This is a genomic window from Paenibacillus cremeus (genome assembly GCF_007786445.1).
Taxonomy (GTDB): Bacteria; Bacillota; Bacilli; order Paenibacillales; family NBRC-103111; genus Paenibacillus_G; species Paenibacillus_G cremeus.
Map to the genome: position 1 here is coordinate 19,451 of NZ_VNJI01000050.1, position 12,220 is coordinate 31,670.

The 12,220-nt window shown below is 54.0% G+C and carries 16 protein-coding genes and 1 riboswitch; of the genes, 5 read left to right on the forward strand and 11 right to left on the reverse strand.

All coding sequences use genetic code 11. The features are described from left to right. Positions 1-46 precede the first annotated feature (46 nt). Together FPZ49_RS27745 and FPZ49_RS27750 are read left to right on the forward strand one after the other, a co-directional pair. A complete protein-coding gene (locus FPZ49_RS27745) occupies positions 47-1,267 on the forward strand; it encodes an MFS transporter (protein ID WP_144853336.1) in 1,221 nt (406 codons plus the stop codon). Between the two features lie 34 nt (positions 1,268-1,301). Then, the gene (locus FPZ49_RS27750; protein ID WP_144853338.1) at positions 1,302-1,484 is read left to right on the forward strand and encodes a hypothetical protein; all 183 of its coding nucleotides are present in this window, start codon (positions 1,302-1,304) and stop codon (positions 1,482-1,484) included. 64 nt (positions 1,485-1,548) lie between these two features. On the opposite strand, the gene FPZ49_RS27755 is transcribed toward FPZ49_RS27750, so the two are convergent. Further along, on the reverse strand, positions 1,549-2,187 hold the full coding sequence (locus tag FPZ49_RS27755) for an O-methyltransferase (protein ID WP_144853340.1): 639 nt from the start codon (positions 2,185-2,187) through the stop codon (positions 1,549-1,551). Positions 2,188-2,389: 202 nt separating this feature from the next. On the opposite strand from FPZ49_RS27755, the gene FPZ49_RS27760 reads away from it, so the two are divergent. Next, entirely contained in the window at positions 2,390-3,577 is a 1,188-nt protein-coding gene (locus FPZ49_RS27760) for a THUMP domain-containing class I SAM-dependent RNA methyltransferase (protein ID WP_144853422.1), read from the forward strand. Positions 3,578-3,625: 48 nt separating this feature from the next. Here FPZ49_RS27760 and FPZ49_RS36085 read toward each other — a convergent pair whose 3' ends face one another. The 7 genes from FPZ49_RS36085 to FPZ49_RS27790 all read right to left on the reverse strand — a co-directional run bounded on the left by FPZ49_RS36085 (position 3,626) and on the right by FPZ49_RS27790 (position 7,963). Next, positions 3,626-3,799 (reverse strand): hypothetical protein, encoded by a 174-nt coding sequence (locus FPZ49_RS36085; protein ID WP_186446140.1) that lies wholly within the window; start codon positions 3,797-3,799, stop codon positions 3,626-3,628. Positions 3,800-3,825: 26 nt separating this feature from the next. After that, positions 3,826-4,131, reverse strand: coding sequence for a response regulator transcription factor (locus tag FPZ49_RS27765; protein WP_222429975.1), 306 nt, complete (start codon positions 4,129-4,131; stop codon positions 3,826-3,828). A gap of 342 nt (positions 4,132-4,473) precedes the next feature. Then, entirely contained in the window at positions 4,474-5,292 is an 819-nt protein-coding gene (locus FPZ49_RS27770; protein ID WP_144853344.1) for a DUF2935 domain-containing protein, read from the reverse strand. Positions 5,293-5,390: 98 nt separating this feature from the next. After that, positions 5,391-5,690 carry a hypothetical protein gene (locus FPZ49_RS27775; protein WP_144853346.1) on the reverse strand — a complete coding sequence of 100 codons (300 nt, stop codon included), beginning with the start codon at positions 5,688-5,690 and terminating at the stop codon, positions 5,391-5,393. A gap of 86 nt (positions 5,691-5,776) precedes the next feature. After that, a riboswitch (cyclic di-GMP riboswitch) is annotated at positions 5,777-5,866 on the reverse strand. Between the two features lie 82 nt (positions 5,867-5,948). Continuing rightward, on the reverse strand, positions 5,949-7,199 hold the full coding sequence (locus tag FPZ49_RS27780) for an MDR family MFS transporter (protein WP_261381659.1): 1,251 nt from the start codon (positions 7,197-7,199) through the stop codon (positions 5,949-5,951). Positions 7,200-7,392: 193 nt separating this feature from the next. Then, complete coding sequence (locus tag FPZ49_RS27785; protein WP_144853350.1) at positions 7,393-7,617, reverse strand: DUF1450 domain-containing protein; 225 nt, start codon at positions 7,615-7,617, stop codon at positions 7,393-7,395. Positions 7,618-7,660: 43 nt separating this feature from the next. Next, positions 7,661-7,963 (reverse strand): iron-sulfur cluster assembly accessory protein, encoded by a 303-nt coding sequence (locus tag FPZ49_RS27790; RefSeq protein ID WP_144853352.1) that lies wholly within the window; start codon positions 7,961-7,963, stop codon positions 7,661-7,663. Between the two features lie 237 nt (positions 7,964-8,200). On the opposite strand from FPZ49_RS27790, the gene FPZ49_RS27795 reads away from it, so the two are divergent. After that, positions 8,201-8,575 carry a winged helix-turn-helix transcriptional regulator gene (locus tag FPZ49_RS27795; RefSeq protein WP_144853354.1) on the forward strand — a complete coding sequence of 125 codons (375 nt, stop codon included), beginning with the start codon at positions 8,201-8,203 and terminating at the stop codon, positions 8,573-8,575. 19 nt (positions 8,576-8,594) lie between these two features. Continuing rightward, positions 8,595-9,707 carry a sporulation integral membrane protein YtvI gene (gene ytvI, locus FPZ49_RS27800; RefSeq protein ID WP_144853356.1) on the forward strand — a complete coding sequence of 371 codons (1,113 nt, stop codon included), beginning with the start codon at positions 8,595-8,597 and terminating at the stop codon, positions 9,705-9,707. A gap of 34 nt (positions 9,708-9,741) precedes the next feature. Here ytvI and FPZ49_RS27805 read toward each other — a convergent pair whose 3' ends face one another. From FPZ49_RS27805 to racE, 3 genes are all read right to left on the reverse strand, one after another. Beyond that, positions 9,742-9,975, reverse strand: a complete 234-nt coding sequence (locus FPZ49_RS27805) for a hypothetical protein (protein ID WP_144853358.1) — start codon at positions 9,973-9,975, stop codon at positions 9,742-9,744. A gap of 55 nt (positions 9,976-10,030) precedes the next feature. Beyond that, positions 10,031-11,107, reverse strand: coding sequence for a M14 family metallopeptidase (locus FPZ49_RS27810; RefSeq protein WP_144853360.1), 1,077 nt, complete (start codon positions 11,105-11,107; stop codon positions 10,031-10,033). A 147-nt stretch (positions 11,108-11,254) separates the two neighbouring features. Then, entirely contained in the window at positions 11,255-12,064 is an 810-nt protein-coding gene (racE, locus tag FPZ49_RS27815) for a glutamate racemase (protein ID WP_144853362.1), read from the reverse strand. Positions 12,065-12,220 lie beyond the last annotated feature (156 nt).

The following is a 12,220-nucleotide window of genomic DNA, read 5'->3' on the forward strand; positions in this document are numbered from 1 at the left end:
TTGGAGATTATAATACCATTGGTAAATTGTGAAAGAAGGTACCACATTGGCTCGCTGGAAAATCAACATGATTGTCCTGTGGTTCGGCAATTTTCTGGTGATGGGCGGCATGACGATGATTGTCCCTTTTCTGCCGCTTTATATCCAAGAAATGGGGATCCATGACCAACACCAAGTAGCGATGTGGGCGGGCTTTATTTTTGCGGCCAACTTCGTCACTTCCTTTGTCTTCCAGCCGATCTGGGGCGGCATGGCTGACCGCTACGGACGCAAAGTGATGCTGCTGCGCTCCGGCTTCGGGATGGCGTTCGTCATGGCGCTCATGGGCTTCGCACTCACACCCTGGCATCTGCTCCTGCTTCGCATGCTCAACGGAACGATCTCCGGCTTTGTGCCGGCAGCCGTCGCCTTGCTCTCCGCCAATACACCGCGGGAGCGAATGGGTCTGGCTATGGGCACCTTGCAGTCTGGGGGGGTGGCCGGAACGATTCTGGGACCGCTCTTCGGCGGCCTGCTTGCGGAATGGATTGGCTTTCGGCCGATCTTCTACATAACCGGCGGCTTACTGTTCATCGCCTCCTTGCTGACCATGTTCCTCGTAAAGGAGACGTTCGACAAAGGAAAAGCCCAAGCCCGATCCAATCAGTCCCTCTTCCAAACCTTAAAGGAGCTCAGCAAGACCAAAGAGCTGCCGGCATTGTACTCCGTCACCTTCGTGATTCAGTTTTCCATCCTGAGCTCGATGCCGCTCATTCCGCTCTTCGTCCAGGAATTGCATCACAGCGCCGAAATGCTGGCGTTCTACGCCGGGCTGGTCGGTTCGGTCACCGGGTTCTCCAATATGATCGCCTCTCCGCTGCTTGGCCGCATGGGCGACCGTTGGGGTCCGAACAAGGTGCTGGCCATCGCCCTTGTCGGGGCAGGCATTTTCTTCATCCCGCAGGCGATGGTGACGAACATTTGGCAGCTGTTTGCCGCACGCTTTATGCTCGGAGTGTTCATGGGAGGGCTGCTGCCTTCCGTCCAGACGCTCATCCGCCAGTATACGCCCAACGGGATGGAGAGCCGCTCCTTCGCGTTCAATTCCAGCGCGCTCTCTCTGGGCAACATGCTGGGGCCGATTATCGGCGGGGCGCTCTCGGGCTGGATTGGCATTCGCGGAATCTTCTTGATCGCCACGTTGCTGCTGTTTCTCAATGCGCTCTGGGTTCGCCAAACGCTCTTTCACCGTGCAGCGGCGAAGCCCGCTTCCGACCGTTCACCGTAAGTGCTGTTTTTACCCCGCAGGAGGTGCTCTTTTTTTGAAAATCAATGTCAAAAAGGTGTTATTCATCCTGGTGTGTGCAGAATTCATGATTTGGTATTACGGCAGCCTGGAGGTTCATCACTCCCCCCAGCCCATCGTGCTGCAGCAAGACCAGCCATCCCAAGCCAAGCAAACGCCCATCACGCATCCGAAGCATGGCCTTAAGAAAGCTTCTTGACGCACGAAAAAAGCGGTTCCCATGCACAGTGCTGCACAGGGACCGCTTTTTCATTGCCAGTCGATTATCGGACTCTGGCCATCGCCAATCCGTCATACGCCGGAAGCAGGACGCCCTCCAGCCGAGGATCCCGAGCCATCCTCTCGTTGAACTCACGCATGCGGGTCACCGAGTTTCCCTTCGATGCAGGGTCCATCGTCTTGCCGTGCATCAGTGCATTGTCTCCTAGAATAATGGCGCCAGGATTGGCCAGCTTGATGGCCCACTCCAAGTAATTCGGGTAATTCCCCTTATCCGCATCAATGAAAAAGAGATCAAACCGCTGCCCTTCCGCCCCCAAGGCTTCCAGGCTGTCCAGCGCCTCCCCGATGCGGTATTCCACGATATCGCCGAACCCGGCCTCGCGTAAATGCTGGTGAGCCAGGTCCGCATACTCCTGCTTCAGCTCTAAGGAGATGAGCTTGCCATCCGCCGGCAGTCCGCGGGCCAAGCAAATCCCGCTGTAGCCGCCCAGCGCGCCGATTTCCAGCACCTGCTTCGCCCCGATCATCTTCACCAGCAGTGTCAGCAATCGACCGTACCCTGGCGCGATCGAAATTTCCGGCATATCCTTCGCTCGAATCCCCGCTTTGACCCGTTCCAGCTGCTCGTCCTGCTCGAGCAGCGCGTCTACATACTGCTCTGCCGTTTGAGGTGTCGACATGTTCGTTCCTACCTTCCCTGCCGCCTTTCCCTTCTAAAGGTGCGGCCGTTTGTATAATTCTATCTAATATCCTATAATAAATAAATTGATCTTATGCTTCAACTTCAATCACCTTCAATAACCTGCTGGAACTGATCCAATGGAGTGAATAACGACTATGTCAACGAATTCCCCTGTGTCGTCCGCCGCACCGCAAGCACCTATGGCGGGCCACGGACCCATAGAATTAATCGCTACTACGCCGATGGGCCTCGAAGCCGTCGTCGCCCGCGAAGTCCGCGAGCTCGGCTACGAGCACGTGACCGTCGAGAACGGCCGCGTCACCTTCACGGGCGATGCGCTAGCCATCTGCCGAGCCAACCTGTGGCTGCGCTCCGCCGACCGTGTGCTGATCAAGATGGCCCAGTTCAAGGCAACGACCTTCGACGACTTGTTCGAAGGCGTCAAAGCGCTTCCTTGGGCCGATTGGATTCCCGAGGACGCTGAGTTTCCGGTTGAAGGCCGCTCGCACAAGTCGCAGCTGTCCAGCGTCCCGGCCTGCCAAGGCATCGTGAAGAAAGCGGTCGTGGAGAAGCTGAAGCTGGCCTACGGCACCGAGTGGTTCCGCGAGACCGGCGGACGCTTCGTCATTGAGGTGGCGCTGCTGAACGACATCGCCACCATCACGCTGGACACGACCGGCCCCGGCCTGCACAAGCGCGGCTACCGTAAGCTTGTTACCGAAGCACCGCTGAAGGAAACGATGGCCGCCGCGCTCGTGCAGCTCAGCCGCTGGCAGCCGGAGCGCCCGCTCTACGACCCGTTCTGCGGGTCGGGCACGATCCTGATCGAGGCCGCGATGATCGGGTGGAATCTGGCGCCGGGCTTACGGCGCCGCTTCAACGCCGAGGCGTGGCCGCTCGTGCCGGAGGCACTGTGGGAGCAGGCCCGCGAGGAAGCCTACGATCTGGTGCGGGATGATGTCCCGCTCCAGATCGCAGGCTCGGACATCGATCCGGACGCGATCGATGTGGCACTGGCCGCCGCCAAGGCGGCCGGGCTGGCGAACGAAGTGAGCCTGCAGGTGCTGCCCGTCGGCAAAGCGCGACCGCTGGGCGACTATGGCTGCATCATTACGAACCCGCCGTACGGTGAACGGCTCGGCGAAGCCAAAGAAGTCGAGCGGGCGCTGCGACAGCTCGGCGAAGTTTACTTGCATCTGCCCACCTGGTCATCGTTCATCTTAAGCCCCAGCAAACAAGTGGAGCATTATATGAGCCGGCCGGCCGACAAGCGGCGCAAGCTGTTCAATGGCCGCATCGAGTGCGCATTATATCAATACTTCGCTCCGGGCGGATTGTACGGCTGGCGCAAGGACAAAGAACAACAGGAAAGCCCCGGCTCCAAGTAGGAGACCGAGGCTTTTTTATATGATTGAGCGGCCTTCACTGAAGTGGCCTTATTTACGATTCATACCGATCAGCCAGCTCAGCTTCCGGCGGTGGCGCTTGGAACGGGGCAAGAAGGCAGACTCGCCTGCCGGTTGGTCGTCAAGCTTCTCGTTGGATGGCGCATGTGGATCCTTCGCGAGCAGCAGGTGTAGTTCCTCTTCCGAAATGCCCTGATTGGTCATGAATGGTTCCTCCGATTCCGCTAATATTATCTTGCTGCTACCCGCGGCAGCTCGGCCATGGGGCTAACCGCTTCAACGCCGCCCGACAGATCCTCCGAAATGCGACGAATGACCATCGCGAGCAAGTTACGAGTCGATGTGCTTTGGGTCTTGATCTGAATGGAGTGAATGTGATTCTTCAACGTCTTGACGGAAATAAACATCCGCTCGGCCAGTTCAATGTTATTGCAGCCATAAAAACAGAGATATTGCAAAATCTCGGTTTCTCTATTGGTCAGCTTGTAGATTTTTGCGATTCTACCGCATGCTTTAGAAATATAGTCCGTTCGCAATAAGATCACACCCTAATCTTCAATATTATTTTATGGAAATTGGAACCTAAGGATCAGCTTCGTCGTCTGTGGAATCATCATGGACACTCGTTGTTTCAACAATTTCATCTTACCCTGAAGTTATTAAAACTCTTGCGTACCGATTGTTAATTTTGTAGTCGCCATCCTCATAAATGGCTAACACTTTTTCACATGATCGGTGGATTCTAAGCCTCGTTTTTCTAGGGCCATGATAATGTTAGGCAATTATGAGCAGGCTCGTCCTGCATAAAAATAGATTGAGCAGCGCATGCTTCTCAACCCACGAGTGTCCGCTTTTCTACTATTAGACAACGACCGTGATCAGGCTTCCGTTCTAGGTTTAGCAGGGTTGCAGTTCGGTGCTTTCCGCTCGCTCGCCTGCGCTAATTTGATTAAGTAATAGCATTCTTCTCTGGCCATATGATCCGCCATCAGCGGCGATAACGTCCCCAGCGCCTCGCGGGTCAGCCGCAGCTCCTCGAGCTCCCGCAGGAACTGCATGAACAGCGCCATCTCCAGCTCCACTTCCTTGTTGAACCGGGTTAAAGCTGGGAATCGATGCACATTGGCACGCATATATCCGGCAAGCTCCACCGCTTTGACATAATATTCGCGAAAATGCTGATCGAACGTCCGTGCCATCTCGAACAGACGGCTTTCGGTCAAATCCAGATTCCCCGCGATCCCCGAGGCATGCCCATACGCATCCTGGAGCCAAACTAAGTGGTGGTGAATCTCCTCGCCGACCGGCGCAGGCAGCCCATGAAGCAGATGGCTGAATAGCCGTAAATACTGCTCCACTTCATTGACCATATGATTCAAAAAGGTTGGCGTCAGCTGCAGCCCGATCTTCCCCAGCAGCTGCCGGTGAAGCAAGAGAAGCTTGAACACCCGGAGCTCTTTCGCCATTTCATAAGACTCTCGGGTCAGCTCACGCACGCTTTCAAGGGAGGACTCGATCCGTGCCCTTTGGAGCAGGGCGTCAAACCCTTGAATGAATCGAGCGGCCCGCCCGATCTCCTCCGGCTCGTCCGGTGACAGCGCAGTCTTGATGAAGCGACCATGATCCCCCAGTACTTGCAGCCAGAAGCGATGCTCAAACAAGGCCGATGCTGCAAAATCGGATTCGGTGTGGTTCATTCGGCGTTCCTCCTGCCTCACGGCTCTAAGCTTACAATCTACAAGCATCGTATGCTTTGGCCGCTCCGCAGGTGCCTAGTTCGAATCCAATTTTTCCTTTAGGCGTTTCGAATCGTTTTCATTCGGCAATTTAAGTAGTCGTACAGTGTCATAAATACGTTATTATCCGCTTGGCATTTGACCGAGAGCTTGACCTCTCCGCGCCAGTAAAAGTTAATGATGTGCTGGTTGCGCCCTGCGACCATCTCCACATCCCACCAAGGCGACATCAGCTCGTAGACCTCACGGTTAATGAACATTTTGGGTCCTTCGCTGGATGAATACACACCCACAAAGTCTTGGCCGACCTTCGTATAAAATCCTTTTCGGGTCATCATGCTTCGCCCCATCTCCGACATCCTTGTCTCCACTCCTTCCTATCCTACAATGAAAAAGACCCCCGCTGGTTCGGGAGTCCGCATCTATAATCGCGTATCGCCGTTCCTTCGGTAACTGGCTGGCCTGGCGTTGCAGTAGCGCTTTAGCCCCTGTAGTTTTGCGTCCCAGGCTTTCGCTTGGTTTGCCTTTATCGAGTTCGATCGAAATTTGTCTTTTTATGCAAGGTATTCTCCTAAAGCATAAAAGATAAGCCCTAGGGTTTAAATGATGCTTATTGCTCAATTTACCGTTTTCGTCCGTGTCTTTTGGACTATTTTATGCAATTGTTCCCCCTTGAAGTAGAAAAAGGAGCTGAATAAGGTCACAACCGCAAGGGTAGAGAACAGCGGACTTCCGCCCCATTTCGACAATATGTACCCGCCAATTAACGGTCCCATAAAGTGCCCCAGATTGGAAAAGGACTGCGCACCGAAGTACGTCCCGCGCATGCCATCCGGAGCCAGCCGGTCGATCAACACGTTCGCAGCCGGGTAGTTAAGGATTTCACCGAGCGTAAATAGGAACATTGAAATCATAAACATGGTCCAATTGTGCGAGAAGGCATACCCGACATCCCCTAGGGCGAACATCACGTTACCAGCGATGATCGAGGCAATGGGCTCTCGCCGCTCCGACCAGCGGGACAAGGGCGCCTGGAACAGAACCACCGTGACGGCGTTTAAGCTCATCAGCAGCGCGAACAGCGTGGCACCTTGAGCTACGCTCTGCTCGATATATTGTGACAGGGTTACGGTCATCTGCGAATAGCCGATCGATCCGATGATGGCTCCTGAGGTGTATAGTCGGAAGACGCGGTCATTCACAATAACCTTCCAAGCTGAACCCACAGTAATGCCGCTTCGCTGATCGCCTTCGATGCTCTGAATGCCGAATTTTTGCAGGAGCATGTACAATAAAATTGTATAGAGCAAGTAAATGAATCCGGTAATGATGAACGGGAGCCAAGCCTCGAACGCACCAAAATAGGCCCCCAGCAACGGGCCGACCGCCACGCCGACATTGATGGCAATGTATCGCAGCGAGAACACCTTTAGCCGCTTGTCTTTCTCTGTGACATCCGCCATCAGCGCTTGCGAGACCGGCTCATACAGCGACCGGCATAATCCGTTCAGCATGTTGAGGAGCATAAAGACGAGCGGCGCCTGTGCCAGCCCGAAGCCGATAAAGACGACGACCCAGCCGAATAACGCGATCATCATGATCCGCTTGCGTCCCAATCGGTCTGATAATGCGCCTCCGACAAACCCGCCGACCGTGCCTGCCAGCGACCCGAGCCCAACAATAGCGCCGATCAATAGGGGACTGAGATGCGACTCGCGGGATAAATAGATGGCCAGAAACGGCATACTCATTGACGACGCGGCACGCGCCATGATGGTTCCGACTAGCAGTACGTGGACGATCGGGTGATAATTTTTAAGAAACGGAAGCAGACGGCTCGTTCCGTAGTTGCGCAGAGTAGCTAGCACCGTGAGTTCCTCCTCATGTTTTCGACCGCCGGTTAAAATAGACATTGAAGCTCATTATACATGATTGTGTGGAGGGTGGACACAGGGAATTTTCCATGTGCAGTGGATGAGTATGCAGTCGAAATACAAAAAAGGCCGTCCCTCAAGTAGATGCTCTACTTAAGGAACAGCCTGATTCGTTAGCCAGCTGCCGTTACTTTTTGATGTACTTGCTGGCTTTCTCGATCACTTCATCCTCCGTCGGCGCGGTGACGTACCGCCCGTTGATAAAGATAAAAGCGAACCGGGAGCAAGGACCGCAGTAGGACTTGCAGCCTACCTTGATGTCTGCATCCGGCGCCAGCTTTTGCAGCTTAGGAAGCGTCGTTTTCATTTTCATGTGCTTGCATTTGTCGCAAACGCGAATATCGTTAGCCATTGTTCGTGTACTATCCCTTCCTAGCAGAGCGGATCAGCAGCGCTTAGTGGTCGCCGTGATTCCCCTTGCTTGGATTGGTCACCGCAAATCCTTCTTCCGGCACGTAGAAATAATCGATGCGGATGCCGTCCAAGAGCGGCTCGTCCTTCTGCAGAATGACATCGATCCCTTTATCGGTAGATACGACCACATCATTGTCGGTTGGCGTATCCAGCTTCATGCCATAGTGCGCATGGTCACCATGCGAGTGTGTAATATAGATGCGGAGCTTAAGCTCCTTGTCTTCTTCTTGTTCCAACTCGGCCAAGATGACTTTGGCGGCATTGCGAGAAATTTTGCAATTCATCAGGTACATCTCCCACTATCGTTTTTATACATTGTATTAAAACCAAGACACGAAAGCAACATTTGGGCCGATCTCCTCCCGTCTTTCGTACCATTCATCGTTTGCCATTCGCTTCATTCTCCTTTAAAATGGAAAGTAGTGAATCTTATCCATTGTAATAGCAGTAATGATATCTACTTACCTTGAGTTAACTAACTATGATTATCAGAACCATTTGTGAAAGGTAGGATGAATGCTATGTCCATGTTAGAAAGCGAACAATCCAAGAAAAGCAACCTGCAAAACTACATCCCCAAGAAGCCCGAACGCATCGCATGCTCAATTGAAAAAGCGCTGGACGTCATCGGAGGCAAGTGGTCGTTCCTTGTTTTGAAAGAGCTGTTCGATGGGACCAAACGGTTTGGCGAGCTGCAGCGCAAGATCAAATCGATCAGCCCGAAGTCGCTGACCGACACTTTGCGTCATCTGGAAGAATACGGCGTGCTGGAGCGTACCGCCTATCCTACGGTCCCAGTGACCGTGGAGTACAAATTGACACCTAAAGGGGAAGACTTGCACCAGATGCTCAAAGAAATGAAATTATGGGCTGCCAAATGGTGTTCTGACGTCTAATTGCTGCTGAGGTGAACCGATGCTTTCTTTTTACAAGAAGTATTACAAGACGATTTTCGATATTGCTTTGTTGATCGTGACTATCTATTTGTTTATGTTTTTGTTCAGCTACCTGTACCGGATCGCCACACCGATCTTCCTGGCCTTCGTAATCTACATGATTATTGAGCCGCTGGCCCGTTTTTTGCATCGTAGGGGCCTCAAGAAGTCAATCGCTTCGGCCATTGCCACCGTGCTTTTCATATTGGTCATTTTGGGGGTTATAACGGGAGCCGGGGCTATCATTACGAGCCAGATCATTAACCTCAAGGACAAGCTGCCCGATTACGCCGCTGTGCTGCAGAAGGAGCTGGTCGAGCGGACGGACGAGCTGAACACCAAGTTTGACGCACTGCCCGGCCAACTGGACCTGCTGGAGAAGGCCAAGGAATATTCCGCTGACATTACGAAAAAAGCGACAGAAATTGCCCGGAGCTTCTTGACCGCCACCTTCAACACCTTGACCTCCATTTCCACTTTCGTGGTCAATTTCGTGATCGGCATCGTGCTCGCTTATTTCCTGAGCAGCGAGATTGAAGCTTGGAAACGAACGGCAGAGGACAAGACTCCGAGAACGTTCAAGAAGGCGTTCCAGTTCTTGCGGGAGAACGTGTTGGCCGGAATCCTTACCTACCTGAAGGCGCAGGCCAAGCTGATCAGCCTTACCTTCATCGTGATCTTCGTCGCGCTGCTCGTCTTGAATGTGAACAATGCCTTCACGATTGCCGTCATTTCCGCCGTGTTCGACGTGCTCCCGCTGCTCGGCGTGTCCACGCTGTTCATCCCTTGGATCATTTATTTGCTGATCGTCAGCCAGACGACCCTGGCCATTTCGCTTGCGGTGCTGCTCGCTGTTGTGGTGACCGTCAGACAAATTCTGGAGCCCAAAATTACCGGCGATTCGCTCGGCGTTTCCGCCTTTACGATGCTTTCGTTCATGATCATTTCGCTTTCCCTCTTCGGAGTCGCGGGCTTAATTCTTTCCCCGATTCTAATTATTTTAATCAAGGCGCTGTACGAGCAGGGCTACTTGAACAAGTGGATCCGCATGCCGGCCGGAGAATACGAGCCCGAACAATGGAGAAAGACTTAGCCTCAAGGCTAAGTCTTTCTTTATCTGAATTGGCTTAAGCCCCGTATTTCCGCTCCGCTCGAGCGGTAAACCACTGCATCAGCAGCAGCGTCACCGCAATATCATCGATCGGCAGCATCGGCAGGGCGTCCGGCATCACGATGTATACCAAGGCCGGGACGGCGAACAGCAGCTTCTCCCGAAGAGGCACGCGAGGTGACCGCAGCAGCGGGACTATTCTGCGAAAGGTATGTCCCCATTGTTTCAGTGACAGCAGGCGGTTCCACATGATGCATCCCTCCTTCGTGACGTGGAGACCGGGTTTCGCCCAGCCCACGGTTTTCCTAGTATGCGCTGTCCTTCCCAGATCCAATCGCCAGCCCTTCCAGCATCAAACCGATTAGATCCGCATAGATGGTGTCGAACTGCTCGATCGGCAGCGGGTTCACGCCGATTCCCGCTTCGATGGTGAAGCCGAGCCTCCGGTATTCCTGGATAAACCAATCCTTATAGCCCGCATCGCTTCCCGTCAGCTTCACAGGAACATACCCGCTGACCTGCGCTAGGCGCTGAACGACGGCTTCTGCTCCGGCCGGCTCGAGATCCCGGTAATTCCAATAAATTTCCTGCGCCTGCGTGTGAAAGGCCATCACCAGCTGAAAATCCCGGCTGCGCGTGAACGCCTCGATCGCGATTGCTTCCGGTTCCGTGAGCGGTGCGGCACCGCCGAAATCCCGCGGTCCGGGACCGGCTACGGATCGACGGTTGCGCTCCTCTTCCCAATGGGCAGGGAACTGATCGTTTAAATCGATGCCGCGGATGTTCGCTTTCCACTGGGAGAAGTCACTTGAGCCTTGATTCAAGCGATATACCTGCTCGTAGTGGGGATCGCCAGGCTCCAGTCCGTGGTGAACCAGCTCCACGCCGTCCGGATTCACCATGGGAACCACGTAGAGCGAGGTTTGCTCAAATAGCTCCCTCACGTCGCGGTTAGCCAGAGGTTGCCCTCGGTGATATGCTGAAGCATAATCTTCTATAAATTTCATGAGCAGTAAGCCGGTGATCCATTCGTTGGCGTGAAAGGCCCCGTTGTAATGCACTTCCTTGTCGCCCGTACCCAGCCTGACGACAGGGATCGTCCTCCCTGCTGCACTGTGGCCGATGGAGTCCATGATAAGGAACGGGTAGGCTGCCTTCAGGGCGTCTAGATCCCTTACCATCTCCGCGTATCCATACTTCCCTGTCGTCTTCACCACCGCTTCCGCAGGACGATCCGGAATCATGACCGCTTGTCCAATCCGAAGCCTGCGGGGATCGATGCCAGGGTTGGCGGCGGTCAGCTCTGCAAGCGCCAGGTTGTATCGGCCGGCAATGACCGCGAGCGTTTCTCCTGCTTGTACCAAGTGACGTCGGCTAGACATGCTGCAGCCCTCCTTACAGATTACACCCGGTGTTTTCCACCACGGTGCTCACCTAGGCAGTACGTACGAACTCGCCGCCGGTTTCACGTTCGGCCCTGATCCGCGGCGCAACGGACGCCTAGGTAAGCTAATGTGTATGCGGATAAGCTAAATTATATTCGGTACCTGCCAAACTACAGGTGTCACTTTGATTTGCTCGTTCAGCCAGGACTGTGCTATCGCCTTGAACATCCGCGGTTCCCCGCTGCAAAAAAACTGGTGTACAGGCATCGAATTGGACGTAGCCAGCATCCCTTTATGATACAAAATGGTGCTGATCTCGCGCGCCGTTTCCTCCGCCGAGCTGATCAGCGTAACCTGCGGCCCCATCACTGAGGAGATGAGCTCGGATAAGAACGGATAATGGGTACAGCCCAGAATTAAGCAGTCCATCGGATACCGCCGCAGCTCGGACAGCGTCTCTTCGACCGTCCGCCGCGTCTCCTCGGAGCGGAATAAGCCTTTCTCTACCAGCGGCACAAACGATGGGCAGGCCTGGCTGACCACTTGAATGTTAGGGGAAATTTGGCGAAGCGCTACTTCATATGCGCGGCTCTTGATCGTGCCCTCGGTGCCGATGACGCCGATACGCTGCGTGCGCGACGTCTTGATGGCCGCTCTCGCTCCCGGGTGAATCACACCGACGACCGGAATGGTCAGCTCGGCGCGAATCTCGTCAATGGCTACCGCAGTAGCGGTGTTGCAGGCGATAACGATCATTTTCGGCTGAAATTGTTTTAAGTAATCAACGATTTGATGGGTAAAGCGGGTCACTTCTTCAGCCGGTCTGGGACCGTAAGGCGTGCGGGCGGTATCGCCGAAGTAGATGATTTTCTCCTGTGGCAATTGGCGCATGACTTCTTTGACTACCGTTAGACCGCCGACTCCTGAATCCAGTATGGCTATCGCTTGCTGCACGATGTGTTCGCTTCCTTTGTCTTGGGGTAATGAAACGTATTGATAATGGTATAGTTTATGAACGACTCAAATGAAAGGTACCATGGCCATTCATCGCAGAAGCGCCGAGGCGCCCGAGCCAATCCTTCCATCTTAACAGAATCCATAGCAAAAATA

Coding starts and splice junctions, on each gene's coding strand:
- FPZ49_RS27755 (WP_144853340.1), bottom strand. CDS start 2,187: ATGTCGACACCTCAAACGGCAGAGCAGTATGTAGACGCGCTGCTCGAG.
- FPZ49_RS27760 (WP_144853422.1), top strand. CDS start 2,390: ATGGCGGGCCACGGACCCATAGAATTAATCGCTACTACGCCGATGGGC.
- FPZ49_RS36085 (WP_186446140.1), bottom strand. CDS start 3,799: ATGACCAATCAGGGCATTTCGGAAGAGGAACTACACCTGCTGCTCGCG.
- FPZ49_RS27770 (WP_144853344.1), bottom strand. CDS start 5,292: ATGAACCACACCGAATCCGATTTTGCAGCATCGGCCTTGTTTGAGCAT.
- FPZ49_RS27775 (WP_144853346.1), bottom strand. CDS start 5,690: ATGTCGGAGATGGGGCGAAGCATGATGACCCGAAAAGGATTTTATACG.
- FPZ49_RS27785 (WP_144853350.1), bottom strand. CDS start 7,617: ATGGCTAACGATATTCGCGTTTGCGACAAATGCAAGCACATGAAAATG.
- FPZ49_RS27790 (WP_144853352.1), bottom strand. CDS start 7,963: ATGAATTGCAAAATTTCTCGCAATGCCGCCAAAGTCATCTTGGCCGAG.
- FPZ49_RS27795 (WP_144853354.1), top strand. CDS start 8,201: ATGTCCATGTTAGAAAGCGAACAATCCAAGAAAAGCAACCTGCAAAAC.
- ytvI (WP_144853356.1), top strand. CDS start 8,595: ATGCTTTCTTTTTACAAGAAGTATTACAAGACGATTTTCGATATTGCT.
- FPZ49_RS27805 (WP_144853358.1), bottom strand. CDS start 9,975: ATGTGGAACCGCCTGCTGTCACTGAAACAATGGGGACATACCTTTCGC.
- FPZ49_RS27810 (WP_144853360.1), bottom strand. CDS start 11,107: ATGTCTAGCCGACGTCACTTGGTACAAGCAGGAGAAACGCTCGCGGTC.